The sequence below is a fragment of the Pseudomonas umsongensis genome, from assembly GCF_012647205.1.
Classification (GTDB): domain Bacteria; phylum Pseudomonadota; class Gammaproteobacteria; order Pseudomonadales; family Pseudomonadaceae; genus Aquipseudomonas; species Aquipseudomonas umsongensis.
The window spans coordinates 6,096,660-6,119,826 of sequence record NZ_CP051487.1; the positions used below are offsets into that span (position 1 = coordinate 6,096,660).

Here is a 23,167-nt window from a genome sequence, read left to right on the forward strand (position 1 = left end):
ACGGCCTCGTAAGCGTAAGCCGTGGCGACGACAAGGCCCCGCGCCGGATCAGCACGAGACCTTGCAGGAGCACACTATCAGTTGAACAAGCCGTAGAAGAATAGACGGATGCTATCCCACATGCGACGGAAGATACCACCCTCTTCGACGCCATCCAGAGCGATCAGGTCGGCGCTGTGCACCACCTTGTCTTCCAGCTTGACTTCGACTTTACCGATCACGTCGCCCTTGGCGATTGGCGCAACCAGTTGCGGGTTCATGGTCATGCTGGCGGCGAGCTTTTTCAGCTGGCCTTTCGGCAGGGTCATGGTCAGGTCTTCAGCCAGGCCGGCCTTGACTTGATTGGTGGAACCCTTCCAGACAGGCGCCTGGGCCAGCTCGGCACCTTTCTGATAGAAGGTCTGGGTTTCGAAGAAACGGAAACCGTAGGTCAGCAGTTTCTGGGTCTCGGCGGCGCGAGCCACTTCGCTGTTGGTGCCGAACACCACGGCGATCAGGCGCATGCCGTCACGCACGGCCGAAGACACCATGCAGTAGCCGGCTTCGTCGGTGTGGCCGGTTTTCAGGCCATCGACAGTCTTGTCGCGCCACAGCAACAGGTTGCGGTTCGGTTGCTTGATGCCGTTCCAGAAGAACTCTTTCTGCGAGTAGATCGCGTAGTGAGCCGGGTCTTCGTGAATGATCGCGCGGGCCAGCACTGCCATGTCGTGAGCCGACGAGTAGTGTTCCGGGTTCGGCAGGCCGGTCGGGTTCATGAAGTGGCTGTTGGTCATGCCCAGGTCGGCCACGGTCTTGTTCATCATGTCGGCAAACGCGTCTTCGCTGCCGGCGATGTGTTCGGCCAGTGCAACGCTGGCATCGTTACCCGACTGGATGATGATGCCGTGCAGCAGGTCGCTGACGGTCACTTGCGAGCCGACCTTGATGAACATCCGCGAACCGCCGGTACGCCAGGCATTTTCGCTGACGGTCACCGGATCGTTTTCACCGATCTGGCCACGACGGATTTCGAGGGTCGCGATGTACGCGGTCATCAGCTTGGTCAGGCTGGCTGGCGGCAGACGCTGGTCACCATTGTTCTCGACCAGCACGTTGCCGCTGCTGGCGTCCATGAGCACGTAGGCCTTGGCGGCCAGTTGCGGTGGCGACGGCATCATCTCGACCGCGAATGCGGCAGGCGAGAGGAGCAGCGGGACTAGAAGGCACAGGCGTTTGGCAAAGGTGGTGATGTTCATCCGTCTCTCGAAATCGCTAATGGAAACTGCCCGAAGGCAAAACTAATCAGATGACTTTCTAACGAGTCATCGCGTATTCAGCTGCTCACTCTGTAACCCTTGCCGGGCTTTTGTTCTTCATAGAGCCAACAACCTGGTCCACCCCCCAAAACCGCAGATGAACCGTCAATCAAGTTCTACGTATTACTCCGTCACAACGCTGGGCGAACCCAGGTTGGCCAGGCGCACGCTGTTCTGCACTTGCTGGATTTCACCCGGCGAACCGATCGGCCCCAGGCGCACTCGATGCAGTGTCTGTTGATTGCGCACGATCGAGCTGATGAACACCGGAGTTTTCACCATCCCGCTGAGCTTGGACCTCAGCAACTCGGCAGCGTCCGGGTTGGCGAACGCGCCCACCTGCAGATACTGGCCAGACGCTGGTGCAGAAGCGTTTTTTTTTGCATCGGCAAGTTGAACAGGGACGACTGCGGCGGCGTGCTGCTGCGGCGGAGGTGTCCATTGCTCGATGGTGCCGGCCGAAGCCGTAATGACCGGGGCGTTATTCTGCGCGACTTGCGGTTCGTTGAGCATTAAAGGCGCCGGACGGCCCTTGGCAGCCCACCATTGCTGCGGGTCGATGCCTTCGACCTTGACCCGCGCGGTGCCGGTTTCGGCGTAGCCGAGCTTCTTGGCGGCGGCGTACGACAGGTCGATGATCCGGTCCGAATAGAACGGGCCGCGGTCATTGACCCGCAGGATCACAGTCCTGTTGTTGTCCAGGTTGGTCACCCGGACGTAACTCGGCAACGGCAAGGTCTTGTGTGCGGCGCTCATGCCGTACAGGTCATAGACTTCGCCGTTTGCGGTGTTCTGGCCATGGAACTTGGTGCCGTACCAGGACGCCGTACCCGACTGCACGTACGTCTTGGACTCTTGCAACGGAAAATAGGTTTTGCCCAGTACCGAGTAAGGGGCGGCCTTGTACGGGCCGGTGTGCAGGGTTGGCGTGGCGTCCGGGATGCGTGAAACGTCGACGTCCCACCATGGCGCGCCATCCTTGTGGGCACGGTTGATGTCCAGCCCCGGCGCCGAGCGTACGGCGGTGGACGACTTCTGCGTTGGCGCACGACTGGTGGAACAACTGGCAACCAGCATAGCCAACGCGGCAAATGCCATCAGCTTCAGGGGTTTATTCATAGGCAATGCCCGCATTACTTGACGCCCCGTGCTTGGACCAGCTGTTCAGACAGTTGATGTACGGCCATGGCGTACATCACGCTGCGGTTATAACGCGTGATCGCGTAGAAATTCTTCAGGCCCATCCAGTATTCAGGGCCATTGTCGCCTTCCAGGCGGAAGGCGGTAACCGGCATATCATCGCGCAGCGCATCATGACTTGACCAGCCCAGGGCCCGCAACTCTCCAACGGTTTTAGTCGGCTCGATACCGGTGGTCAAACCTTCGTCCACCTGTTCGCCGCGCACATCGGCGCGGCTGACCACCGGTTCGCCGGCGACCCAGCCGTGTCGCTTGAAATAACTGGCAACGCTGCCGATGGCATCGTCCGGGTTGTTCCAGATATTGATGTGGCCGTCACTGTCGAAGTCCACCGCATAGGCGCGAAAGCTGCTGGGCATGAACTGCGGCAGGCCCATGGCACCGGCGTAGGAACCCTTGAGGGTCAGCGGGTCGACCTGCTCTTCCCGGGCCAGCAACAGGAATTCACGCAATTCCTTGCGGAAAAATTCGGCACGGGGAGGATAGTCGAAACCGAGGGTCGACAACGCGTCGATGACCCGGAAATTTCCGGTGTTACGGCCAAAAAACGTTTCAACGCCAATAATCGAGACAATGACCTGCGCCGGTACGCCGTATTCCTGTTCGGCACGGGCCAGCACTGCCTCATGCTGACGCCAGAAATCAACGCCACGGGCAATACGCGCATCGGTGATGAACATCGGCCGGTATTCGTTCCATTGCTTGACCCGCTCGGCGGGTTTCGAAATGGCGTCCAGGATCGATTGCTTGCGCTGCGCCTCGCGGAACACGCCCATCAATTGCTCACCGGCGAAGCCATAGTCGCGAGTCATCTCACCAACGAACTCGGCCACTTGGGGCGAGCCTTCGTAATCGCCTGCCACCGCCTGCTGCGCAGTACCAAGGATGCTTACCAGGCCGACCCATGGCGCGTATCGAGTCGCCCAGCCACGCATTACTTGCATTGAACTCTTCACCTTATTCAAACCTGCGCGATCCACTTGCGATGGGTATGGATCGACATCAAAACCCCAAACGCTGACAGCAGCGTCACCAGCGAAGTTCCTCCGTAGCTAATGAACGGCAACGGCACCCCCACCACCGGCAACAGGCCGCTGACCATACCGATGTTGACGAAAACATACACAAAAAATGTCATGGTCAAGGCGCCTGCCAGCAATTTGCCGAACAATGTCTGCGCCTGGGCGGTGATCACCAGCCCGCGACCGATCAACAGCAGGTAGATCAGCAACAGCGCGCAAATGCCCACCAGGCCGAACTCTTCGCCCAGCACCGCAATAATGAAGTCGGTGTGGCTTTCCGGCAGGAAATCCAGGTGTGACTGGGTGCCCAGCAACCAGCCCTTGCCGAACACGCCGCCGGAACCGATCGCGGCCTTGGACTGAATGATGTTCCAGCCGGTCCCCAGCGGATCACTTTCGGGATCGAGGAACGTCAGGATTCGCTGCTTCTGGTAGTCATGCATGATGAAGAACCACATGGCGATCGCCACGGGCACGGCGGCGGCCAGCACACTGAGAATCCAGCGCCAGCGCAAGCCGCCCATGAACAGAACGAAAGCGCCGCCCGCCAGGATCAGCAGCGACGTGCCGAGATCGGGCTGGCGCACGATCAGGATGAACGGCACGCCAATCAGCATCAGGCTGACACCCACGTGCTTGAGCTGCGGCGGCAGCGTGCGCTTGGACAGATACCAGGCGATGGTCGCCGGCATGAGGATCTTCATGAATTCCGAAGGCTGGAAGCGCACCACCCCTGGAATGTTGATCCAGCGTGTGGCCCCCATGGCGTTATGCCCCATGATGTCCACCACCAGCAACAACATCACCCCGACCACATAACCCAGCGGCACCCACCGCGCCATGAATCGCGGCTCGAACTGGGCGATGACGATCATCGACACCAGGCCGATACCGAACGAAGTGGCTTGCTTGGCCAGCAGGTCCCAGCTTTTGCCACTGGCCGAATACAGCACGAACAGGCTGCCGGCGGCGAGGGTCAGCAACAGGATCAGCAACGGTCCATCGATGTGCAGGCGCTGCAACAGCGTGGCACGGCGGCGCATCACATCCTCGCTGGAGAGCATGCGATCGAAATTATTCATCACGGGCGGTAGCCTCTGCGGTAGTAGGGCTGGCGTATTCGGCCTTGAGATGACCGTTCTGGTCCAGCAACCAGGCGTCCATGATTTGACGCACCACCGGCGCGGCCACGCCGGAGCCGGACTCACCGTTCTCGACCATCACCGAGACCACGATCTTCGGATCGTCGGCCGGCGCGAAGCCAACGAACAGGGCGTGGTCGCGATGACGTTCCTGGACCTTGGATCGGTCGTACTTCTCGCCCTGCTTGATCGCCACCACCTGGGCCGTACCACTCTTGCCGGCAATCCGGTATTGCGCGCCGATCGAGGCCTTGCGCGCGGTGCCCCGGGCACCGTGCATGACCTGTTGCATGCCATGGTTGACCCGCGTCCAGTCCGCCGGGTCACGCAGGATGATGTCCGGCATCGGGTTCTCATCCACCGGCTTCTCGCCTTCGATGGTCTTGGCCAGGTGCGGACGGTTCCATACGCCTTTGTTGGCCACCAGTGCCGTGGCCTGGGCCAACTGCAATGGCGTCGACTGCATGTAGCCCTGCCCGATCCCCAGAATCAACGTTTCACCCGGGAACCACGCTTGTCGGCGGGTCGCACGCTTCCATTCGCGGGTCGGCATCAGCCCTGGCGATTCTTCGAACATGTCCAGGGAGACTTTCTGGCCAATGCCGAACTTGGTCATGTACGCCGACAACCGATCGATCCCCAGCTTGTGGGCCAGGTCATAGAAGTACGTATCGTTGGAACGCATGATTGCCGTATCGAGGTCGACGAAGCCGTCGCCGGTACGGTTCCAGTTGCGGTATTTGTGGTCGTAGTTGGGCAGCATGTAGTAACCCGGGTCGAACACCCGCGATGAAGCAGTCACCACACCCGCATCCAGCCCCGCGATCGCAACGGCCGGCTTGATGGTCGAGCCCGGCGGGTACAGGCCACGCAGGACACGGTTGAACAGCGGTCGGTCGATGGAGTCGCGCAGCTCGGAATAGGCCTTGAAACTGATGCCGGTGACGAACAGGTTCGGGTCGAAACTCGGCTGGCTGACCATCGCCAGCACTTCGCCGGTTTTCGGATCCAGTGCCACTACCGCGCCACGACGACCACCGAGTGCAGCTTCGGCGGCTTCCTGCAGCTTGATGTCCAGGCTCAGGACGATGTCCTTGCCGGAAATCGGTTCGGTGCGCTTGAGCACTCGCAACACACGGCCGCGAGCGTTGGTCTCGACTTCCTCGTAACCCACCTGGCCATGCAATTGCGGCTCGTAGAAACGCTCGATGCCGGTTTTACCGATGTGGTGAGTGCCGCTGTAATTGACCGGATCAAGCGACTTCAACTCTTTCTCGTTGATCCGTCCCATGTACCCCACCGAGTGCGCAAAGTGCGCCCCCTGCGGATAGTGACGGACCAGCTGCGCGACCACTTCCACCCCGGGCAGGCGGAACTGGTTCACGGCAATGCGGGCGATCTGTTCTTCGGTCAATTCAAACAGGATCGGCACCGGCTCGAACGGCCGTCGCCCCTGGCGCATGCGCTTCTCGAAAATCACCCGGTCCTCGGGCGTCAGCTCCAGCACCTCGACGATTACATCGAGCACTTGCTGCCAGTCGCCGGAGCGCTCGCGGGTCATGCTCAGGCTGAAGCTGGGTCGGTTGTCGGCAATCACTACGCCGTTGCGGTCGAAAATCAACCCGCGAGTCGGCGGAATCGGCTGCACATGGACGCGGTTGTTTTCCGACAGGGTCGAGTGGTATTCGTACTGGATGACCTGCAGGAAATACAGGCGCGCAATCAGCACACCAATCAGCAGCACCACCGCAATAGCCCCGAACACGACGCGGCCACGCACCAGACGGGCGTCTTTTTCGTGGTCCTTGATGCGGATCGGTTGGGACATGAGGGCAGAACTACTTGTGGTAAGGGTGACCGGACAACACTGTCCAGGCACGATACAGCTGCTCGCCGATCAGGATTCGCACCAGCGGGTGCGGCAACGTCAGCGGTGATAGCGACCAGCGCTGATCGGCACGGGCGCAGACTTCCGGCGCCAACCCCTCAGGACCGCCGACCATGAAATTTACCGTGCGCGAATCCAGCCGCCAGCGATCGAGCTCGACCGCCAGCTGCTCGGTGCTCCAGGGCTTGCCGTGGACTTCGAGGGTGACAACGCGCTCATTGGGCCCGACCTTGGCCAGCATGGCTTCGCCTTCCTGACGGATGAAGCGTGCCACGTCGGCGTTCTTGCCACGGGTATTGAGCGGTATTTCCACCAGTTCCAGCGCCAGCTCGGACGGAAGACGCTTGGCATATTCATGCCAGCCTTCTTCCACCCATTTGGGCATGCGTGAACCGACGGCGATCAGTCGCAGTCGCACAGCCGTTCCTTATTCCTGGTCTTTGTTGAGCTTGGTGAAATGCTCGTGACCAACTTCAGGGCTGTGGTGTTTGCCATCGGCGGCACGGCTCTGCTCGGCACCTTTCCACAAGCGCTCCAGGTCGTAGAACTGGCGGGCATTGGAGGTCATCATGTGGACGATCACGTCGTCCATGTCCAACAGGACCCAGTCGCTGTCACCCTTGCCTTCTTCACCCAGTGGCTTGATGCCCAGGGCCTTGACCGCTTCGCGGACCTTGTCCAGCATCGCGCCGATCTGGCGGTTGGAGGTACCGGTGGCGATGATCATGTAGTCGGTGATGCTCTGCTTGTCGCGAACGTCGATGACCAGCACGTCCTGGGCCTTGACGTCTTCCAGGGCAGCGACGGCGATCTTGACCAGCTCGTCGCCTTTTGGCGGCTCGGCTGCCAGGACCTTCTCAGGCAGCGGGGCGCTCTTGAACGTGCCTTTACGCTTAACTTTGTTTACGTCGTTGTTCGTCATATAAAACTCGTTTTGCTCGTATGTTCGGGCGCTTCAATACACGTTGTTGCCACGTGCCTTGAGGCACTCCTATTCAGTTCGACGCACGGTAAAGCCCGTGCGCATCGATGTAGGCCAGGACCGCGTCGGGCACCAGGAAACGTACCGACTTACCGCTGGCCAGCAGTTGACGGATCTGGGTGGCGGATACCGCGAGCGGCGTCTGCCAGACGAATGCAATCTGTCCGCTCGACCCTTTGAGGGCCAGCGGGTCGCTCACCGAGCGCGCTGCCAGCAGGTTGCGCAAGGCATCCGGCGGTTCGCTGTCGGCATCCGGGCGTTGCAACACCAGGATATGGCAATGCTGGAGCAACTCTTCCCAGCGGTGCCAAGTGGGCAGGCCGCAAAATGCGTCCCAACCCAAAAGCAGAAAAACCTGGGTCTCGGCGGGCATTTCGGCGCGCATCGACTCCAGGGTATCAATGGTGTAGGACGGCTTGTCCCGCTGCAATTCGCGGGCGTCTACCACCAACGGTGCCACTCCGGCTACCGCGCACTTGACCATCGCCAGCCGGTCCTTGGCCGATACCTGCGGCGTACCCCGGTGGGGCGGCCGCGCATTTGGCGTCAGGCGCAGTTCATCGAGCGCCAGGGTTTCGGCGACTTCCAGCGCACCACGCAAATGGCCGATGTGCACCGGGTCGAAGGTCCCGCCCAGTACACCGATGCGTCTGGGTCGAGGCGCGCTGGCGGTTACCGGGGCTGACGGGTCGAAGTCGCCCAAGTCAGGCCGGCTCCTGTCCGCGCAACTGGCCATCACCCACTACCACGTACTTCTCGCAGGTCAAACCTTCGAGACCGACCGGGCCGCGGGCGTGCAGCTTATCAGTAGAAATGCCGATCTCGGCACCCAATCCGTATTCAAAGCCATCGGCGAAGCAGGTCGGGGTGTTGATCATCACCGACGAAGAATCGACTTCAGCCACGAAACGCCGGGTGTCGCCCTGGTGTTCGCTGACAATCGAATCGGTGTGATGGGATCCGTAATGGTTAATGTGCTCGATGGCCTGGTCAAGCCCATCGACCACGCGGATCGACAGGATAGGCGCCAGATACTCGGTGCTCCAGTCCTCTTGCGTGGCCGGCAGGGCATCGATGATTGCCCGGGAGCGTTCGCAGCCGCGCAGTTCGACGCCTTTTTCGCGGAACTGGGCAGCCATCGCCGGTAAGAAATCTTTCGCAACGGTTTGATCGACCAGCAGCGTTTCCATAGCACCACAGATGCCATAACGGTAGGTTTTGGCGTTGAATGCGATGCGCTGGGCCTTCGCCAGATCGGCGTGCTCGCCCACGTAGACGTGGCAGATACCGTCCAGATGCTTGATCACCGGCACTCGAGCGTCACGACTGACGCGCTCGATCAGGCCACGGCCACCACGGGGCACGATGACGTCGACGAACTCAGGCATGCTGATCAGCGCGCCGACGGCAGCGCGATCGGTGGTTTCGACCACTTGCACCACGGCGGCCGGCAGATCGGCCTCGGCCAGGCCGCGCTGGATGCAGGCGGCGATGGCACGATTGGAATGAATGGCTTCGGAGCCGCCGCGCAGGATGGTCGCGTTGCCGGACTTCAGGCACAGGCTGGCGGCATCGATGGTCACGTTCGGTCGCGATTCGTAGATGATCCCGATCACGCCCAGCGGCACGCGCATCTTGCCCACCTGGATACCCGACGGACGATAGCTCATATCGCGGATCGCACCGACCGGGTCGGGCAGCGCCGCGACCTGTCGCAGACCCACGATCATGCCGTCGATTCGCGCCGGGGTCAGCGCCAGGCGCTCGAGCAGGGCCGGTTCCAGACCATTGGCGCGGCCAGCCGCCAAGTCCAGCTCATTGGCAGCGGTCAATTCGCCGCGGGCAGCATCCAGCGCATTGGCAGCGGCCTGCAACGCGCGGTTCTTCTGCGCGGTACTGGCACGGCCGATGACGCGGGAAGCCTCGCGGGCGGCGCGACCCAAACGGGTCATGTAGTCAAGAACGGACTCAGTCATGGTCTGGAGTGGTCTTTGATTAGGTCTTGGTAAAGAGTAAAGCGGCAGATTATAGCTGTCGCGTCCGCCGACTAACAGCGGTGACGGGCGGATGGTCGAAATCGAGGGCAATTTGCCGACGTTCAGCCGGGATTAAGCAGCAAATTGTTATCATCACGACTCACTCAGCCTTGATAAACGCTGCCCACCATGTCCAACTTGCCTGTTCATGTGTCCTCCGCGAGCCTGCCCAAGGGCCTCCCAGACGCGTTTTTCGACCGCGACGCGCAAATTCTCGCCCGCGACTTGCTGGGCAAAGTCATTCGTCATCGGGTCGGTGATCTGTGGCTCAGCGCGCGGATCATCGAGACAGAAGCCTACTATTGCGCAGAAAAAGGCAGCCACGCCTCCCTCGGCTATACGGAAAAGCGTAAGGCTTTATTTCTGGATGGCGGGCACATCTATATGTATTACGCCCGCGGAGGTGACTCGCTGAACTTCAGCGCCCAGGGCCCGGGTAACGCAGTGCTGATCAAGTCCGCCTACCCTTGGGTCGATGAACTGAGCGGACCTTCGAGCCTGGCGCAGATGCTGCTGAACAACCCCGACGCCCAGGGCCGCCCTCGCCCGTCGCAAAAGCTTTGCGCGGGGCAAACGCTGCTGTGCAAGGCCCTGGGCCTGAAAGTGCCGGTCTGGGACGCCAAGCGCTTCGACCATGAGGTGCTGCTGGTGGAAGACGTCGGCCAGACGCCCGCCCATGTTATCCAGGCCACGCGCCTGGGCATTCCCCATGGGCGCGACGACCACCTGATGTACCGCTTCGTTGACGCGGCCTATGCCGCCTATTGCACGCGGAACCCGCTGCGGCGGGGCCAGGTCGAAGGTCGCGACTACATCCTGCTGTGAGCCCGGTCCCTGTAGGAGCTGCCGCAGGCTGCGATCTTTTGCTTTTAAAGGGTCAAGATCAAAAGATCGCAGCCTGCGGCAGCTCCTACAGAGGTTTGTGGTGTTGTGTAGATTTTGTTCGCCCGCCAAGGGCCACTTGAATTCAATGGAGTTGTTTTTATGGGCCCATGGCTCGATAGCGTGACCGGTTGGTTGACGGTCAACCCGCAATGGTTGGCGGCAGCGGTATTCATCGTGGCCTTTGTTGAATGCCTGGCGATTGCCGGCCTGATCGTGCCGGGCACGGTATTGCTGTTCGCCGTGGCGGTACTGGCCGGCAGCGGCGCGCTGTCGCTGAGTGAAACGCTGCTGCTGGGGTTTCTCGCCGGCGTGCTGGGCGACGTGGTCTCGTATTTCCTCGGCCGACACTTCCATCAGAACATCCGGCGCCTGCCCGGCTTGCGTCATCACCCGGAATGGATCGCCGGGGCCGAGGCGTATTTCCAGCGCTATGGCATCGCCAGCCTGCTGGTCGGACGCTTCATCGGCCCCTTGCGCCCCATGTTGCCGATGGTCGCCGGGATGTTCGACATGCCGTTCCCACGGTTCTTTGCGGTCAGCCTGCTAGCCGGTGCGGGCTGGTCGGTGGCGTACCTGCTACCGGGATGGGCTACGGGCGCGGCGATTCGCCTGCCACTGCCCGAAGGCTTCTGGCCTGAAGCCGGCATCGTCGCCGGCAGCATTACACTCATGATCGGGCTTAGCGCCACCAGCAGCCTGCGCCGCCATCGCAAGGCCACGGTGTTCATTGCCGGCATGAGCTTGCTGATTCTGGCGGGCCTGTTTATCGGCTATCCGCATCTGAATGCCCTCGACCAAGGCGTGATGACCCTGGTGCAGGAACACCGCAGCCCGATGCTCGATGAAGTGGCGGTGGTCTTCACCCTCATCGGCGAATTCCGCAACATGCTGATCTTCAGCGCCTTGCTGGTGGTGCTGCTGCTGGTTACACGGCAATGGCGCCAGCTGATCTTCGCCACCACCACCCTGCTTTGCACCGCCCTGGGCAACACCCTGACCAAACACTTCTTTGCCCGCCTGCGCCCCGAAGTATTGAGCGACCCGCTGACCAGCTACAGCATGCCCAGCGGCCACGCCTCCGGGTCATTCGCGCTGTTCCTGACCCTCGCCGTACTGGCCGGCCGCGGACAACCCCCGCGCATGCGCCTGACCTGGCTGTTGGTGGCGTGCCTGCCGGCGCTGGCAATTTCCCTGTCGCGGGTTTACCTCGGCGCACACTGGCCGACAGATGTGCTGGCAGGAGCGATGCTGGCATCGTGCGTCTGCGCCGCGAGCCTGTGGCTCAGCCAGCGCCAGACCTCGCTGAACGCCATGCCGCCAAAAGTCTGGTGGCTGGTGCTGCCGTCACTGGTGGCATTGTTCGGGTTCTTCATATTGAGGCATTTGCCACATACGATGTTGCGGTACGCGTATTAGCCAAAAGCAAAAGATCGCAGCCTGCGGCAGCTCCTACAGAATGCATACCAAATTCATGTAGGAGCTGCCGCAGGCTGCGATCTTTTGGCCGCGTCAGGCGAACAACTCGCCCTGCAACTCATCCAGCAACGCCTGAATCGCATCCAGCCGCTGCTGCGGATCATCGAGTTGCAACAGATCGATCTTGTCCTCTTCGGCGAAGGGCAACAGGTACGCCAACTGGTTGGCCAGTGATTGCTGGCCCGCCGCTTCGGTACCCATGTTCAGCGCTTCGACCATCGGGTGTTCGGCCAGGGCCTTGAGCAAGGCCACCAGGTCGGCATCTTCGTCCTGCAGGGGTTGCTCGGGCTCGTCTTCCAGCCATTCGACCTCGGCCAGGATCAGTTGGTCGCGCTGGACTTCGGTAGACAACACTTTGAACCGTCGCCCGCCCTCGACCCGAATACCCAGCAGGCCGTTGTCCTGCTGCTGAAAATCGGTGATACGCGCTTCACAACCGACCATGGCAAAGCCCTGCGGCGCGATACCGACTTCACTTCCCTCAAGGATGCACACCACGCCAAAGCCGCCGCCCTGTTTCATGCAGCGACCGATCATGTCCAGGTAACGCGCCTCGAAGATCTGCAGGTCGAGGATGCAACCAGGAAACAACACCGTGTTCAGCGGAAAAAGCGGCAGACTCATAGACATATTCCTTACACCACCATCGACACCGCCAACGGCAGGAATACCGCCGTGGCCACGCCCATCAAACTCATCGCCAGCGCCGCGAAGGCGCCGCATTCGTCACTTTCCTGCATCGCTACCGCAGTGCCCACCGCGTGGGCGGTCATGCCCAGTGCCATGCCGCGAGCCTCTGGACTGTGGACACCGAGCCGGGTCAACAGACTCGGACCGAAGATAGCCCCGATCACTCCGGTGATCAAAACGAACACCGCCGCCAGCGCGGCGACACCACCAATCTGCTCGGCCACCAGCATGGCGATAGGCGATGTTACCGATTTCGGCGCCATGGTCATCAGGATCATGTGTTCGGCCCCGAACCACCAGCCCAACAGCACCCCCATGCATGTGGCGACCACACCACCTATCACCAGCGTAGTAAATATCGGCCAGAACAACTGTCGAATCCGCCGCAGATTGAGGTAAAGCGGCACCGCCAGCGCGACCGTCGCGGGGCCGAGCAGAATACTCAGGATCTCAGTGCTCTTGCGGTACTCGGCGTAGGTCAGGCCGCAGCCCACCAGCACACCGATCACCAGCAACATGGAGACCAGCACGGGCTGCAAAAAGATCCAGCGGGTTTTCTCGAACGCTGCCAGTACCAGCTGATAGGCACCGAGCGTGATGCCGATACCAAACAACGGATGATGAATCACTGACGTCCAGGCGCCGTGCCAGTCAAGGATCATTGGCCGTCCTCAGGATGAACATGGCGCTTGACCATGCGCTGCATGAGGACTCCGGCGAACGCCATCGACAGCAACAATGACAACACCAGCGCGCCGACAATCGCCCAGAAATCGGCGGCGATGTCCGCGGCGTACACCATCACCCCCACCGCCGGTGGCACCAGCAGTAACGGCAGGTAGCGCAGCAGGCTGCTGGCTGCAAGGTTCAACGGCTCGCCGACCTGGCCACGACCGATGAGAAATATCAGTAACAGCAGCAGACCGATAATCGGCCCCGGCAGGAAGGGTAAAAACAAATGGTTGGTCGCGGTACCGAGCAATTGGAACAGCACCAGCCAGGTCAGGCCACGTAACAACATCAATGATCCCCCGCAAAATCCGTCACCCGCATTGGCCGACGCATTATAAGCACGCTTGCGCTATGGATCGGCATTCGCCATAAGCATGGTCAGTTGACCGCAGCGTTTTGCCATGGTGATCTAAAGTGGTAATCCGGGAGGTCAAATCCCCCCACCTAAAAACTATAAAACCGATGAACCCAAGGAGAGTCTCAATGCCCTTTGTACCTGTTGCAGAGCTCAAAGATTATGTCGGCAAGGAACTTGGATGTTCCGAATGGCTCACCATCGATCAGGAACGCATCAACCTGTTCGCCGAAGCCACAGGGGACTTCCAGTTCATCCATGTCGACCCGGCCAAAGCCGCGCAAACGCCATTTGGCAGCACCATCGCCCATGGTTTCCTTTCGCTGTCGCTGATTCCAAAATTGATGGAAGACATCCTCGTCATGCCCGAAGGCTTGAAGATGGTGGTCAACTACGGCCTGGATAGCGTGCGTTTCATTCAGCCGGTCAAGGTCGACTCGAAGGTGCGCCTCAAGGTCGAACTGTCCGAGGTCACCGAGAAAAAACCCGGCCAATTGCTGCTCAAGGCCATCGCCACACTGGAAATCGAAGGCATGGAGAAACCGGCGTACGTCGCCGAATCCCTGTCACTCTGCTTCGTGTAAGCCCTGCCGGTGCGAAGCAGCGCACGCTGTTTCGCACCAGATGCTTTTCTACCGGCTGTATATGGACACATGGCTGCGGCATACTCGGTCGCCTAATTGCCCGGAACCCGCTATGCGCCCACTTGCACTCCTCGCCTTGACCCTGATGCTCACCGCTTGCGGCGACGGCGAATCGCTATTGCCCGCGGACGCCCGCCTGCCGGACGGCGGACGCTATCGCGGAGACCTGGTCAACGGATTGCTGCAGGGCCAGGGCCGTATCGATTACCCGAACGGCAGCTGGTACGCCGGCGAGTTCGACCAGGGACAATGGCATGGCCAGGGTGAGTGGCATGGCAGTAATGGCGAGGCTTATCGCGGCCAGTTCAAGCAAGGCCTGTTTGACGGCCAGGGAACCCTGACCACCAACGCCGGCAGCTACAACGGCGGTTTCAAGCTTGGCCGTCGCGACGGCGAAGGCACCCTCAAAGAAAACGGCATGATCTACCGCGGCGAATTCAAGGCCGATCAATTTTCAGGGCTCGGTCGCCTGGAACTCGAAGATGGCAGTGCCTATCAGGGCCAATTCGCCCACGGCAAGCCCAACGGCGAGGGCCAGCGCAGCGACGGCAGCGGCAATCAATTCACCGGACACTTCGTCGACGGTCAGCTGGAAGGTAACGGAACCTTCAACAGTGCGGAAGGTGACATCTATGTCGGCGCGTTCAAAAACAACCAATTGCACGGCAAGGGCCGTTATGAAAATGCCGATGGCGACGTATGGCTGGGTCAATTCAAGGAAGGCTCGCTAAACGGCAAGGGCGAATTGATCGGCGCCGACGGCAGCCACTACATCGGCCACTTCAATGACTGGCGCTTCAGCGGCCAAGGTCGCTTGAACCTGGCCGACGGTAGTTTCTACACCGGCCAATTCGACAACGACACTTATTCCGGACGCGGCACCCTGGTCCTCACCGACGGCGCCGTGCTCAGTGGCACCTGGATCAACGGCCAGCGGGTGCGCGACGCCGAAGGCAAATTACTGCCAGACACCCTCGAGCTGGGTTTGCTGGCCCAGGGACGCTTGCTCGAAGAAGCGTTTACCAACGTCCCAGCCTCAACCCCGGCGGTGGAGCTGTACACCCTGACCCTTGGCGGCGATGGCAAGCAGAGTGTTTTCCTGCGTGAATCGGACTATGTCGCGAACATGCTCACCAGCCGTTTCGGTGCCTATGGCCAAATCCGCCTGGTGAACCATCGCGACCACCTCGGCGACCGGCCGATGGCCACCCGCGAGAACCTGAGGCGCTCCGCCGTGACGCTGGCCGAACGCACTGGCCCGGAAGACCTGATTTTCATCTACCTGACCAGTCACGGCACCAGCGAGCACGAACTGGTGCTCGACCAGCCGCGCATGGAACTGGCCGATCTGCCGGCCGACGAGCTTGCCGCCGTCCTCGCCCCACTGAAAAACCGCGACAAGATCATCGTGATTTCGTCCTGCTACTCCGGCGGTTTCATCCCCGCCCTGAAAGACGAACGCACCCTGATCATGACCGCCTCGCGCGCTGACCGCGTGTCTTTCGGTTGTTCCGAAGAAGCCAACTTCACCTACTTCGGCGATGCCCTGTTTGCCCGGGCACTGAACCAGACCGATGACTTGGAACAAGCCTTCAAACTGGCCAAGGCCACCGTCGCCGAGCGCGAGCTGACAGACAATTTCGAAGCCTCCGAACCGCAGATCTGGGCGCCTAGAACCGTGCTCTCGCACTGGCAACTGTTACGCAAGCAGCAGGCAAGAAAAGCCCTGCAAAGTGTTTCCATTGACAACAAGGATGCAAAGAACAACTAAGCTGAACAGTATCAAGGGAGAAACACTATGTACTTGACGCCTCAGCACGTGTTGCTTGCCGGAGCCACCGGATTAACCGGTGAACACTTACTTGATCGCTTGCTCAACGAGCCAACGATATCGCGAGTATTGGCCCCCTCACGCCGGCCACTGGCCGAGCATCCCCACTTGGAAAATCCGGTGGGCGATCCCTCTGAGTTTCTGCCGCAATTGAACGGCCGCGTTGACATCGCCTACTGCTGCCTGGGCACTACAATCAAACAGGCCGGCTCGGAGGAGGCGTTTCGCGCGGTGGACCTGGACATGGTGGTGGCTTTCGCCAAACGTGCCCGGGAGATGGGCGCCCGGCACCTGATCGTGATCAGCGCCCTGGGGGCCGATCGCAGATCCTCGATTTTCTACAACCGGGTCAAAGGCGAGATGGAACATGCATTGCGCGCGCAGAATTGGCCACAGTTGACCATCTGCCGTCCATCGTTGCTGCTGGGCGAACGCACTGAACCACGCTTGGGCGAGCAGTTCGCCGGGCCTTTGTCGAAACTGATTCCCGGCAAATACCGAGGCATAGAAGCCTGCCAACTGGCCCGCGCGATGTGGCGCCTCGCTCTGGAGGAGCAGGATGGGGTGCGGATTGTGGAGTCGGATGAGTTGAGGAAGTTGGGGAAATAGATCAAAAGATCGCAGCCTGCGGCAGCTCCTACAGGGTGTACACACTCCCAATGTAGGAGCTGCCGCAGGCTGCGATCTTTTGTCTTTACAGTCCACCCGTTGCCTGAAAGCTGACCCCGATCACAGTCAGCAGCGACAACGGCAACAGCAGCGTGTCGAGCAACGCGCTGGCCGGCAGATCTACACCCGGATAGCTCGGTGCCTCGGCACCAAAACGGTCCATCGCGCAGCAGCCGCCATTGAGCGCATACAAATCCAGCCGCGTCCCGGAGTAGACCACTGGCGCTCCCGGCTTGGCAGCATCCAGCGTACGCGCCGTGGCACATCCCGCCAGCTGTAGCGCCAGCACAATCACCAGCAGCTTATTCATCGCTGCTCAGATGATATTCACCCCAACGCGGCAGCATGTCCTGGGGAATGCTCAGCAGATTGAGGATCCGCGCCACAACGAAATCGATCAGGTCGTCGATGGTTTGTGGCTGATGATAGAAACCCGGCGATGCCGGCAAAATCGTCACGCCCATGTTCGACAGCTTGAGCATGTGCTCCAGGTGAATGCTTGAATATGGCGCTTCACGCGGCACCAGGATCAACTGGCGCCGCTCCTTGAGCGTCACATCGGCGGCACGTTCGATCAGGTTGTTGCAGGCTCCTGTCGCGATGGCCGACAGCGTCCCGGTAGAGCATGGCACTACCACCATCGCCGCTGGCGCGCCGGAACCCGAAGCCACCGGCGACATCCAGTCTTCCTTGCCGTAGACCCGAATCTGCCCGGCGGCGGCACCCGTGTACTCGGTAAGGAAGGCTTGCATCGCCTGTGGCTTGGGCGGCAACGTGACGTCGGTTTCAGTGGCCATCACCAATTGCGCGGCCTTGGAAATCAGAAAGTGCACTTCGCGGTCTTCGCGCACCAGGCAATCGAGCAGGCGCAAGCCGTACTGGGCGCCGGAAGCGCCGGTCATCGCCAGCGTGATGCGATCGGGACCGTTGCTCATTTGAGCGCCTCGGCCAACTTGCCGTGCAGGCCGCCGAAGCCGCCGTTGCTCATGATCACCACGTGGGTGCCTGGCTGGGCCTGACTCTTGACCCGTTCAATGATGCCTTCCAGCGAGTCGCTGACTATCGACGGTACCGTGCACAGTGCGGCGGTGCCTGCCAGATCCCAGCCGAGATTGGCCGGTGCATACCAGATCACTTGGTCGGCATCGACCACGCTCTCTGGCAAGCCGTCACGGTGCGCGCCAAGCTTCATGGAGTTGGAGCGCGGCTCGATGATCGCAATCAACGGCGCATCGCCAATGCGCTTGCGCAGGCCGTCGAGCGTGGTGGCAATGGCCGTCGGATGGTGGGCGAAGTCGTCATAGATGGTGATGCCACGCACCTCGGCGACTTTTTCCATCCGTCGCTTCACGCTCTTGAAAGCGCTCAAGGCGGCAATGCCCAGGGCTGGCGCCACGCCAACATGGCGCGCCGCGGCCAACGTGGCCAATGCGTTGGCCACGTTGTGCTGGCCGGTCATGTCCCACTCGACCACGCCTTGAGCGACGCCTTCGAACATCACTTCGAACTGCGAGCCATCGTCGCTGAGCAGCTTGACCTGCCATTGCCCGCCCGCACCGGTGGTTTGCACCGGGGTCCAGCAACCCATCTCGATGACACGCAGCAAGGCCGGCTCGGTGGTCGGATGAATCACCAGGCCTTCGCTCGGAATAGTCCGCACCAGATGATGGAACTGCCGTTCGATCGCCGGCAGATCCGGGAAGATATCGGCGTGGTCGAACTCCAGGTTGTTCAGGATTGCCGTGCGCGGACGGTAGTGAACGAACTTGGAGCGCTTGTCGAAAAACGCGCTGTCGTATTCATCGGCTTCGATCACGAAAAACGGCGTGTCGCCCAGGCGTGCCGACACCGAGAAGTTCTGCGGTACACCGCCTATCAGGAAGCCCGGGCTCATGCCTGCGTGCTCCAGCACCCAGGCGAGCATGCTGCTGGTGGTGGTCTTGCCATGCGTACCGGCCACGGCCAGTACCCAGCGACCTTGCAGCACGTGGTCGGCCAGCCATTGTGGGCCGGAGACATAAGGCAGTCCTTTGTTCAGCACGTACTCGACCGCCGGGTTGCCTCGCGACATGGCGTTGCCGATGACCACCAGATCAGGCGCCGGGTCCAGTTGCGCCGGGTCGTAGCCCTGGGTCAACTCGATGCCCTGTGCCTCGAGTTGAGTGCTCATCGGCGGGTAGACGTTGGCATCGGAGCCGGTCACGTGATGGCCGAGCTCTTTGGCCAGGACTGCCATCGAACCCATGAAAGTGCCGCAGATACCCAGAATATGAATGTGCATAGTCGACCTCGTAAAACATGGCCGCAGGTTAGCTTAGGGGGGAAAAATTCGCACCTTTGTTTCGTCCTCAATGACGCCATTCGCGAGCAGGCTCGCTCCCACAGTAGATCTGGGTCAGCCCCCGAATTGTGGGTTCAACCCAACATCCTGTGGGAGCGAGCCTGCTCGCGAATGGACACGCCGCGGATTACCGGGCGATGCCGTGCTTGCGAAGTTTTCGATACAGGGTATTGCGGCTGACTCCCAGCTGTTCAGCCGTATTCGTCATATGCCACCGCGTATGCTCCAGCGCATTCAACAGCGCCAGGCGCTCGGCATCTTCCAGTGGATGCTCGCAGGGCCGTTCAATTTTCGGCATGACCACTTGCCGCACCTGACGAATCATCGCCGGCAGATCCTCCAGCGCGATTCGACCGCCGTCACACAACGCCGCCAGCGTACGCAACACATTGCGCATCTGCCGCACATTGCCCGGCCAGGCAAATCCCAACAACGCCTCACGCGCCGGTCCGTCGATCAATACGGTTTCCCCACGCGCCTCTTCGGCCAGCAAGAAGTCGAGCAACTGCGATTTATCACTACGCTCGCGTAACGCTGGCAACGCGACTTCCAAGCCATTGAGGCGGTAATACAGATCCTCGCGAAAACTGCCATCCTGCACCCTTTCCAGCAGGTTGCGGTGCGTGGCACTGATGATTCGCACATTGACCGATTCCGGCTCGCCACCGATCGGCACCACTTGCCGATCTTCCAGCACGCGCAACAAACGGGTCTGCAAGGCCAGGGGCATGTCGCCGATTTCATCGAGGAACAACGTCCCGCCGTCGGCCTGCTGCAGCTTGCCGCGCATGCCCTCCTTGCGTGCACCGGTGAAGCTGCCGCCGCGGTAACCGAACAGCTCGCTCTCGATCAGGCTTTCGGGGATGGCCGCACAGTTGAGGGCGACGAAGGCTTTTTCCGCGCGCTGGCTGGCATGGTGCACGGCCTTGGCAAAGGCTTCCTTGCCCGAACCGGTTTCGCCGTTGATCAGCAATGGCACGTCCCGTTCGTATACGCGCAAGGCCTTGCGAAAATCCGCCTGCAAGGCCGGGTCACCCAGGCAGATGCCCGACAGGTTCGGGCGCTCTTCAACCACCGGGCCTGGCACCAACGGTACCGGGACTTTTCGCGATTGCCCACGTAACACGGCGAACAGATTGCGCCCGTCCCGGGTACGCAGCGGCCAGCTCGCGCTGGCATTGACGCTCGCGCGGCCGAGCAGTTCGTCCAGCGAGCAGTCGAAAAATGCCTCCACCGGCTTGCCCAACAAACCGCCACGGATATGCCCCAGCAGGTTCAGTGCACTCTGATTGACCGCGCAGATCCGCCCTTCGCCGTCGAACGCCAGCAGCCCTTCGCTGAACAAGCCGACGGACTCGGCCTGCAGATGAAAACGCAGCAGCCATTGATTATCGAAACAACGCAGGAAATAGCAGCTCTCGATCATCTTCGCCGACAGATTGACCAAAGCCATGGTATGGAATTGGCTTTGCCGCGATACCTCGTGCCGGGCAGAAGACACGTCGAGTACAGCCAGCAGTTCGCCGTGCGGATCGAATACCGGGCTGGCCGAGCAGGTCAGGCCGGTATGCCGCCCGCGAAAATGTTCGTCCTGATGAATGGTCAGCGACTGGCGCTCCACCAGGCAGGTGCCGATGCCATTGGTGCCTTCACAGGCCTCGCTCCAGTCGGCACCCAGCCAGAGGCCGGCACGTTCGAAAATCTTGCGTTCGGCCGGCGCCGTCACGCAATTGAGGATCACGCCGCGAGCATCGGTCAACAGCACGGCATGGCCGGCACCGGAGAGCTGCTGATGCAGACTGGTCATTTCATTGCCGGCGATGTGTAGCACTTGCTGCAAGCGTTCGCGACTTTCCAGCACGCGGCCATGTTCCAGCACCGTCGGCGCCATGTTCAAGGCCGGGTCGAGGTGGTAGTCCTCGAGGCAGCGCAGCCAGGAACGGGCGATCGACGGGTCGCTGCCAGGGCCGTGCAGGTGAGCCTTGCCCTGGGTCACGGTCAACACTTGCTGGGCATGGCGACTCAAATGGTTGTCGTGCATTTCTTATTATTCTCCCCCCGAAAGGTTCACGTTCCCTGTAGGAGCTGCCGCAGGCTGCGATCTTTTGATCTTGATCTTAAAAAAATCAAAAGATCGCAGCCTGCGGCAGCTCCTACAGGGTGATGCAGCGTCTGAGCATCCTCCAGCCTGGGCCGCATTGCAACGCTGGCAAGACCGTCCAGTCACAGGCCGCACCAGAACCGGTACAAAGTGTCACAGGGACTGTACCGAAAGCGTCACAGGCGCCTCCCGCCCGTCCGACAAAAATCGCGCAAGGTCTTGATTTACCTGACCTGCAAGGCGGTGGCCCGGCCTTTGCTCTACGCTTAAAGCAAGCGCACATGCGCGTCTTCCTTATAAGCACAAGAACCCAAGGAGAAACCATCATGCGTTACGCTCACCCCGGTACTGAAGGCGCTATCGTTTCGTTCAAGAGCAAATATGGAAATTACATCGGCGGCGAGTTCGTCGCGCCTGTCAAAGGTCAGTACTTCACCAATACCTCGCCAGTGAATGGCCAACCGATTGCCGAATTCCCGCGCTCCACGGCTGAAGACATCGACAAAGCCCTGGACGCCGCCCACGCGGCCGCCGATGCCTGGGGCGCCACGTCCGCCCAGGCGCGTTCGCTGGTGCTGCTGAAAATCGCCGACCGCATCGAACAGAACCTGGAACTGTTGGCAATCACCGAATCCTGGGACAACGGCAAGGCCGTGCGCGAAACCCTCAATGCCGACATCCCGCTGGCCGCCGACCATTTCCGCTACTTCGCCGGCTGCATCCGCGCCCAGGAAGGCAGCGCTGCCGAAATCGACGGCAACACCGTGGCCTATCACATCCATGAACCCCTGGGCGTGGTCGGGCAGATCATCCCGTGGAACTTCCCGATCCTGATGGCCGCCTGGAAACTCGCCCCGGCCCTGGCCGCCGGTAACTGCGTGGTGCTCAAGCCTGCCGAACAAACCCCGCTGGGCATCACCGTACTGGTCGAGCTGATCGGCGACCTGCTGCCACCCGGCGTGCTGAACATCGTGCAGGGCTTCGGCAAAGAAGCCGGCGAAGCCCTGGCCACCAGCAAGCGCATCGCCAAGATCGCCTTCACTGGCTCGACCCCGGTCGGCTCGCACATCATGAAATGCGCGGCCGAGAACATCATTCCGTCCACCGTGGAGCTGGGCGGCAAGTCGCCGAATATCTTCTTCGAAGACATCATGCAGGCCGAACCGTCCTTCATCGAGAAGGCCGCCGAAGGCCTGGTGCTGGCGTTCTTCAACCAGGGCGAAGTCTGCACCTGCCCTTCCCGCGCCCTGGTGCAGGAATCGATCTACGACGACTTCATGAAAGAGGTGATGAAAAAAGTCCTGTCGATCAAACGCGGCGACCCGCTGGACACCGACACCATGGTCGGCGCCCAGGCGTCCGAGCAGCAATTCGACAAGATCCTGTCCTACCTGGAAATCGCCAAGGGCGAAGGCGCCGAGCTGCTGACCGGCGGCAAGGTGGAAAAACTCGAGGGCAACCTGGCGAGCGGCTATTACATCCAGCCGACGCTGCTCAAGGGCACCAACAAGATGCGCGTGTTCCAGGAAGAAATCTTTGGCCCGGTGGTGAGCATCACCACCTTCAAGGACGAAGCCGAAGCCCTGGCCATCGCCAACGACACCGAGTTCGGCCTCGGGGCCGGCCTGTGGACCCGCGACATCAACCGCGCCTATCGCATGGGCCGGGCGATCAAGGCGGGTCGCGTGTGGACCAACTGCTACCACCTGTACCCGGCGCATGCCGCGTTCGGTGGCTACAAGAAGTCCGGCGTCGGCCGTGAAACCCACAAGATGATGCTCGACCATTATCAGCAGACCAAGAACCTGCTGGTGAGCTACGACATCAATCCGCTGGGCTTCTTCTAAAAAATCGGGGGCGATGCGGACAGGTCTGTGT

At 60.9% G+C, this 23,167-nt stretch carries 22 protein-coding genes; 6 read left to right on the plus strand and 16 right to left on the minus strand.

Annotated features, from left to right (window positions below):
* Positions 1–77: 77 nt before the first annotated feature.
* The 9 genes from HGP31_RS27620 to HGP31_RS27660 form a co-directional block, all read right to left on the minus strand.
* Positions 78–1,235 carry a D-alanyl-D-alanine carboxypeptidase family protein gene (locus HGP31_RS27620; protein ID WP_020798755.1) on the minus strand — a complete coding sequence of 386 codons (1,158 nt, stop codon included), beginning with the start codon at positions 1,233–1,235 and terminating at the stop codon, positions 78–80.
* Between the two features lie 183 nt (positions 1,236–1,418).
* Positions 1,419–2,429, minus strand: coding sequence for a septal ring lytic transglycosylase RlpA family protein (locus tag HGP31_RS27625; protein WP_033044785.1), 1,011 nt, complete (start codon positions 2,427–2,429; stop codon positions 1,419–1,421).
* The gene (mltB, locus tag HGP31_RS27630; protein WP_020798757.1) at positions 2,429–3,439 is read right to left on the minus strand and encodes a lytic murein transglycosylase B; all 1,011 of its coding nucleotides are present in this window, start codon (positions 3,437–3,439) and stop codon (positions 2,429–2,431) included. Before mltB ends, HGP31_RS27625 begins: the two co-directional genes overlap by 1 nt.
* A 17-nt stretch (positions 3,440–3,456) precedes the next feature.
* Positions 3,457–4,560 carry a rod shape-determining protein RodA gene (gene rodA, locus HGP31_RS27635; RefSeq protein WP_050511646.1) on the minus strand — a complete coding sequence of 368 codons (1,104 nt, stop codon included), beginning with the start codon at positions 4,558–4,560 and terminating at the stop codon, positions 3,457–3,459.
* Between the two features lie 31 nt (positions 4,561–4,591).
* Entirely contained in the window at positions 4,592–6,487 is a 1,896-nt protein-coding gene (gene mrdA, locus HGP31_RS27640; protein WP_020798759.1) for a penicillin-binding protein 2, read from the minus strand.
* Between the two features lie 10 nt (positions 6,488–6,497).
* On the minus strand, positions 6,498–6,965 hold the full coding sequence (gene rlmH, locus HGP31_RS27645; protein WP_007937439.1) for a 23S rRNA (pseudouridine(1915)-N(3))-methyltransferase RlmH: 468 nt from the start codon (positions 6,963–6,965) through the stop codon (positions 6,498–6,500).
* 9 nt (positions 6,966–6,974) lie between these two features.
* Positions 6,975–7,469 carry a ribosome silencing factor gene (gene rsfS / locus HGP31_RS27650; RefSeq protein ID WP_020798760.1) on the minus strand — a complete coding sequence of 165 codons (495 nt, stop codon included), beginning with the start codon at positions 7,467–7,469 and terminating at the stop codon, positions 6,975–6,977.
* Between the two features lie 73 nt (positions 7,470–7,542).
* Positions 7,543–8,265: a nicotinate-nucleotide adenylyltransferase gene (nadD, locus tag HGP31_RS27655; protein ID WP_033044782.1), complete on the minus strand. Its 723-nt coding sequence runs from the start codon at positions 8,263–8,265 to the stop codon at positions 7,543–7,545.
* Entirely contained in the window at positions 8,234–9,505 is a 1,272-nt protein-coding gene (locus HGP31_RS27660) for a glutamate-5-semialdehyde dehydrogenase (RefSeq protein WP_020798762.1), read from the minus strand. The genes nadD and HGP31_RS27660 overlap by 32 nt, the downstream gene beginning before the upstream one ends.
* A gap of 189 nt (positions 9,506–9,694) precedes the next feature.
* On the opposite strand from HGP31_RS27660, the gene HGP31_RS27665 reads away from it, so the two are divergent.
* Together HGP31_RS27665 and HGP31_RS27670 are read left to right on the plus strand one after the other, a co-directional pair.
* Positions 9,695–10,390 carry a DNA-3-methyladenine glycosylase gene (locus HGP31_RS27665; RefSeq protein ID WP_020798763.1) on the plus strand — a complete coding sequence of 232 codons (696 nt, stop codon included), beginning with the start codon at positions 9,695–9,697 and terminating at the stop codon, positions 10,388–10,390.
* Between the two features lie 159 nt (positions 10,391–10,549).
* Positions 10,550–11,866 carry a bifunctional DedA family/phosphatase PAP2 family protein gene (locus HGP31_RS27670; protein WP_168758993.1) on the plus strand — a complete coding sequence of 439 codons (1,317 nt, stop codon included), beginning with the start codon at positions 10,550–10,552 and terminating at the stop codon, positions 11,864–11,866.
* Between the two features lie 93 nt (positions 11,867–11,959).
* Here the strand turns inward: HGP31_RS27670 and HGP31_RS27675 are convergent, their stop codons facing one another.
* Genes HGP31_RS27675 through HGP31_RS27685 form a run of 3 tightly spaced genes read right to left on the minus strand, consistent with a single transcriptional unit; the run spans position 11,960 to position 13,637 of the window.
* A complete protein-coding gene (locus HGP31_RS27675; RefSeq protein ID WP_020798765.1) occupies positions 11,960–12,550 on the minus strand; it encodes an LON peptidase substrate-binding domain-containing protein in 591 nt (196 codons plus the stop codon).
* Between the two features lie 11 nt (positions 12,551–12,561).
* A complete protein-coding gene (locus tag HGP31_RS27680; RefSeq protein ID WP_008065952.1) occupies positions 12,562–13,278 on the minus strand; it encodes an LrgB family protein in 717 nt (238 codons plus the stop codon).
* On the minus strand, positions 13,275–13,637 hold the full coding sequence (locus HGP31_RS27685; RefSeq protein WP_033045411.1) for a CidA/LrgA family protein: 363 nt from the start codon (positions 13,635–13,637) through the stop codon (positions 13,275–13,277). The genes HGP31_RS27680 and HGP31_RS27685 overlap by 4 nt, the downstream gene beginning before the upstream one ends.
* A gap of 194 nt (positions 13,638–13,831) precedes the next feature.
* Here HGP31_RS27685 and HGP31_RS27690 point away from each other — a divergent pair, with 194 nt between their 5' ends.
* The 3 genes from HGP31_RS27690 (at position 13,832) to HGP31_RS27700 (ending at position 16,787) form a co-directional block, all read left to right on the plus strand.
* Entirely contained in the window at positions 13,832–14,287 is a 456-nt protein-coding gene (locus HGP31_RS27690; protein ID WP_168758994.1) for a MaoC family dehydratase, read from the plus strand.
* 112 nt (positions 14,288–14,399) lie between these two features.
* Positions 14,400–16,118, plus strand: coding sequence for a C13 family peptidase (locus HGP31_RS27695; RefSeq protein ID WP_033045413.1), 1,719 nt, complete (start codon positions 14,400–14,402; stop codon positions 16,116–16,118).
* A 27-nt stretch (positions 16,119–16,145) separates the two neighbouring features.
* Positions 16,146–16,787 (plus strand): oxidoreductase, encoded by a 642-nt coding sequence (locus HGP31_RS27700; protein ID WP_033045415.1) that lies wholly within the window; start codon positions 16,146–16,148, stop codon positions 16,785–16,787.
* A gap of 85 nt (positions 16,788–16,872) precedes the next feature.
* Here HGP31_RS27700 and HGP31_RS27705 read toward each other — a convergent pair whose 3' ends face one another.
* From HGP31_RS27705 to HGP31_RS27720, 4 genes are all read right to left on the minus strand, one after another.
* Positions 16,873–17,157: a YceK/YidQ family lipoprotein gene (locus tag HGP31_RS27705; protein WP_122592679.1), complete on the minus strand. Its 285-nt coding sequence runs from the start codon at positions 17,155–17,157 to the stop codon at positions 16,873–16,875.
* The gene (ubiX, locus tag HGP31_RS27710) at positions 17,150–17,782 is read right to left on the minus strand and encodes a flavin prenyltransferase UbiX (protein WP_020798771.1); all 633 of its coding nucleotides are present in this window, start codon (positions 17,780–17,782) and stop codon (positions 17,150–17,152) included. The genes HGP31_RS27705 and ubiX overlap by 8 nt, the downstream gene beginning before the upstream one ends.
* The gene (mpl, locus tag HGP31_RS27715; RefSeq protein ID WP_020798772.1) at positions 17,779–19,128 is read right to left on the minus strand and encodes a UDP-N-acetylmuramate:L-alanyl-gamma-D-glutamyl-meso-diaminopimelate ligase; all 1,350 of its coding nucleotides are present in this window, start codon (positions 19,126–19,128) and stop codon (positions 17,779–17,781) included. The genes ubiX and mpl overlap by 4 nt, the downstream gene beginning before the upstream one ends.
* Before the next feature lie 187 nt (positions 19,129–19,315).
* Positions 19,316–21,229 carry a sigma-54-dependent Fis family transcriptional regulator gene (locus HGP31_RS27720; RefSeq protein WP_168758995.1) on the minus strand — a complete coding sequence of 638 codons (1,914 nt, stop codon included), beginning with the start codon at positions 21,227–21,229 and terminating at the stop codon, positions 19,316–19,318.
* A gap of 386 nt (positions 21,230–21,615) precedes the next feature.
* On the opposite strand from HGP31_RS27720, the gene exaC reads away from it, so the two are divergent.
* Complete coding sequence (gene exaC, locus HGP31_RS27725) at positions 21,616–23,136, plus strand: acetaldehyde dehydrogenase ExaC (RefSeq protein WP_083349792.1); 1,521 nt, start codon at positions 21,616–21,618, stop codon at positions 23,134–23,136.
* Positions 23,137–23,167 lie beyond the last annotated feature (31 nt).

What these genes read in the sequence shown, in the direction of transcription:
- HGP31_RS27625 (WP_033044785.1), bottom strand. Translation starts at nt 2,429, where the DNA reads ATGCGGGCATTGCCTATGAATAAACCCCTGAAGCTGATGGCATTTGCC.
- exaC (WP_083349792.1), top strand. Translation starts at nt 21,616, where the DNA reads ATGCGTTACGCTCACCCCGGTACTGAAGGCGCTATCGTTTCGTTCAAG.
- rsfS (WP_020798760.1), bottom strand. Translation starts at nt 7,469, where the DNA reads ATGACGAACAACGACGTAAACAAAGTTAAGCGTAAAGGCACGTTCAAG.
- HGP31_RS27675 (WP_020798765.1), bottom strand. Translation starts at nt 12,550, where the DNA reads ATGAGTCTGCCGCTTTTTCCGCTGAACACGGTGTTGTTTCCTGGTTGC.
- HGP31_RS27695 (WP_033045413.1), top strand. Translation starts at nt 14,400, where the DNA reads ATGCGCCCACTTGCACTCCTCGCCTTGACCCTGATGCTCACCGCTTGC.
- HGP31_RS27720 (WP_168758995.1), bottom strand. Translation starts at nt 21,229, where the DNA reads ATGCACGACAACCATTTGAGTCGCCATGCCCAGCAAGTGTTGACCGTG.
- HGP31_RS27705 (WP_122592679.1), bottom strand. Translation starts at nt 17,157, where the DNA reads ATGAATAAGCTGCTGGTGATTGTGCTGGCGCTACAGCTGGCGGGATGT.
- rodA (WP_050511646.1), bottom strand. Translation starts at nt 4,560, where the DNA reads ATGCGCCGCCGTGCCACGCTGTTGCAGCGCCTGCACATCGATGGACCG.
- nadD (WP_033044782.1), bottom strand. Translation starts at nt 8,265, where the DNA reads ATGGCCAGTTGCGCGGACAGGAGCCGGCCTGACTTGGGCGACTTCGAC.
- mltB (WP_020798757.1), bottom strand. Translation starts at nt 3,439, where the DNA reads ATGCAAGTAATGCGTGGCTGGGCGACTCGATACGCGCCATGGGTCGGC.
- HGP31_RS27685 (WP_033045411.1), bottom strand. Translation starts at nt 13,637, where the DNA reads ATGTTGTTACGTGGCCTGACCTGGCTGGTGCTGTTCCAATTGCTCGGT.
- HGP31_RS27620 (WP_020798755.1), bottom strand. Translation starts at nt 1,235, where the DNA reads ATGAACATCACCACCTTTGCCAAACGCCTGTGCCTTCTAGTCCCGCTG.
- HGP31_RS27665 (WP_020798763.1), top strand. Translation starts at nt 9,695, where the DNA reads ATGTCCAACTTGCCTGTTCATGTGTCCTCCGCGAGCCTGCCCAAGGGC.
- HGP31_RS27690 (WP_168758994.1), top strand. Translation starts at nt 13,832, where the DNA reads ATGCCCTTTGTACCTGTTGCAGAGCTCAAAGATTATGTCGGCAAGGAA.
- HGP31_RS27700 (WP_033045415.1), top strand. Translation starts at nt 16,146, where the DNA reads ATGTACTTGACGCCTCAGCACGTGTTGCTTGCCGGAGCCACCGGATTA.
- ubiX (WP_020798771.1), bottom strand. Translation starts at nt 17,782, where the DNA reads ATGAGCAACGGTCCCGATCGCATCACGCTGGCGATGACCGGCGCTTCC.
- mrdA (WP_020798759.1), bottom strand. Translation starts at nt 6,487, where the DNA reads ATGTCCCAACCGATCCGCATCAAGGACCACGAAAAAGACGCCCGTCTG.
- HGP31_RS27670 (WP_168758993.1), top strand. Translation starts at nt 10,550, where the DNA reads ATGGGCCCATGGCTCGATAGCGTGACCGGTTGGTTGACGGTCAACCCG.
- mpl (WP_020798772.1), bottom strand. Translation starts at nt 19,128, where the DNA reads ATGCACATTCATATTCTGGGTATCTGCGGCACTTTCATGGGTTCGATG.
- HGP31_RS27680 (WP_008065952.1), bottom strand. Translation starts at nt 13,278, where the DNA reads ATGATCCTTGACTGGCACGGCGCCTGGACGTCAGTGATTCATCATCCG.
- HGP31_RS27660 (WP_020798762.1), bottom strand. Translation starts at nt 9,505, where the DNA reads ATGACTGAGTCCGTTCTTGACTACATGACCCGTTTGGGTCGCGCCGCC.